This window comes from Candidatus Rhabdochlamydia sp. W815, assembly GCF_018642185.1.
Classification (GTDB): Bacteria; Chlamydiota; Chlamydiia; order Chlamydiales; family Rhabdochlamydiaceae; genus Rhabdochlamydia; species Rhabdochlamydia oedothoracis.
On sequence record NZ_JAAVTY010000166.1, the window covers coordinates 1 to 2,181 of the forward strand.

At 34.5% G+C, this 2,181-nt stretch carries 1 protein-coding gene and 1 pseudogene; both read left to right on the top strand.

Going from position 1 to position 2,181, the window contains the following annotated elements:
• The first annotated feature begins 139 nt into the window (after positions 1–139).
• The gene (locus RHOW815_RS07935) at positions 140–1,831 is read left to right on the top strand and encodes a peptide ABC transporter substrate-binding protein (protein ID WP_215217759.1); all 1,692 of its coding nucleotides are present in this window, start codon (positions 140–142) and stop codon (positions 1,829–1,831) included.
• A gap of 201 nt (positions 1,832–2,032) precedes the next feature.
• Positions 2,033–2,181: pseudogene (locus RHOW815_RS07940) on the top strand (IS5/IS1182 family transposase); the annotation flags it as partial.

Consider the following 2,181-nt stretch of genomic DNA (forward strand, 5'->3'; position numbering starts at 1 on the left):
CCTTGTGTTTGATTGTTAAAAATCACAATAGAGATTCTTTCATCGCCTGCCTATTCTTTTTTTAATTCTTCTGTGCACTTCAAACTTGAAAAGACTTATCATTAAAAAATTAAGGAAACCTTTTATCCAAAAACCAACAATGGTAGTTGTGTTTGTTACTACATGTATATTTATTTGCACCTCTTCAGCTCTGTTAAAAAATGGTTTACCTATGCTTAACTTAAATATGAAAACACAACCTAAAACATTTGATCCTCGTAAAGCCGGCGATGTTTTTTCTGCTCAAATGATTTTCTTACTGTTTGAAGGTCTTGTCAAACGATATCCCGATGGATCCATTAAACTTGCCCAAGCTAAGTCGTATACAGTATCAGATGATAAGCTCACCTATACATTTACTTTAGGAGATAACCTATGGTCCAATGGCAAGCCTGTTACTGCTTACGATTTTGAACAGTCTTGGAAAGATAGCCTAGACCCAAATTTCCCCTCAATAGGGTATCATCAATTTGAGCCTATTAAAAACGCTAAAGAAGCTAAAGAAGGACTCGTTTCTCCAGACCAGGTGGGTATCAAAGCTCTCGATGAAAAAACAATTGAGATTATCCTAGAATACCCTACGCCTTATTTGCTTAAATTACTTTGCTTACCTTATTTTTATCCTTTAAACATAGAACAAGATCGAAAGAACCTTGATTGGGTATGCCAAACAGGAAATCAATTTGTGTGCAATGGACCTTTCATATTGGAAAGCTTTAAGCAAGGCGATCAAATCGTTTTAACTAGCAATCCATATTATCGAAAAATAAAAGATAAACATCCACCAAAAATTACATTCAATATTGTCGAAAACGATCACGTAACATTAGAAATGTTTAAACAAGGAACAGTTGATATGGTTGGAGATTCTTTAACAGACATTCCTTTAGAGGAGATAGCTGAGCTAGAAAAAAAATGGACCTTTAACTCAGAAGTACAACCTTATTCTGTATTTATTTGCCTCAATACAACTAAACAACCTTTTAATAATGTTAAGATTCGAAGAGCATTTGCCATGGCAATTAATCGCCAAGAATTGATTGGAATGTTAGGAAAGGGTTGTAAAAAAAACATTCAAACGGATTCAATCAGTCCTGCTTACAAAGCCGGCTTGTCTGCAACAAATCTAGTAGCGCCTTGCTTAAAAGGAAATCGATGCCCCGAGTTTTTCAAAGATAACAATGTAATTCAAGCTAGTATTTTGCTCAATGAAGGAATGGCTGAGCTAGGTATTACCAAAGAGGCTTTTAAAGATTTGAATTTCTTTTATTACTCCCGGGTTTATACAGCAGATGAGATAGTGCAAGTTATTCAACAGCAATGGGCAAAAGCATTTGGAATCTTTATTAAACTAGAAAAGCTAGATTTTAGCATTGCTTTAGATAAGCTAAATAATATGGATTATTCTATGTGTCTTTGCAGTTGGCTTGCTTTTTATGACGACCCCATGAACGTCCTTCAAAGGTTTAAATATAAAAATTATACAAAAAATCGTACCGGCTGGGAACATCCAAAGTTTATCGAGTTACTTGATCGCTCTAACTATGAGGAAGGAGATAAGCGCTTATTAACTCTAGAGCAAGCCGAAAAAGTACTGATCGACGATATGCCAGTTATTCCGTTATATCACAGAAATTATGTATATCTTATGAATCCAGAACTAGAATTTAATGTCTCTCTATGGGGAGACAGGTTACTATTTCCACTGTCTCCAGAACAAAAAGAAGTGCAAAAAGAGAACAAACATTCTCGTATAAAGCAAAAACCTAAAAATCCGTCAGTAAAAAAGTAAAAAAAGAATGGGATTTTAATACGTAAAAAAGCCTGAGAGTTACATCTCATACTGTGTCCTAAATTTTTTCTAGACAAATGAATTCACTTGCTCCCGTGTGCTACTGGCAATGCCTATAGCATTACTAATAGGTATTAAGTAATTACTTATGACCTACTTCAATTGCTCCATATTTATTAATGTAATTTGCAATGATATGGAGGATTTTCTGGAGAAAAATTTGCAAAGAGTGTGCAGGAGATATTAGGATGTATAGTAGAAATAGCCAAAAGAAATACACTTCATACTTTTACAGTTATTCCCAAAAGATGGGTTGTAGAGCGTTCTTTTGCATGGATAGAAAAATGTCG

Bases quoted from the DNA above. Each gene is read 5' to 3' on its own strand.
- RHOW815_RS07935 (WP_215217759.1), top strand. From the start codon at position 140: ATGGTAGTTGTGTTTGTTACTACATGTATATTTATTTGCACCTCTTCA.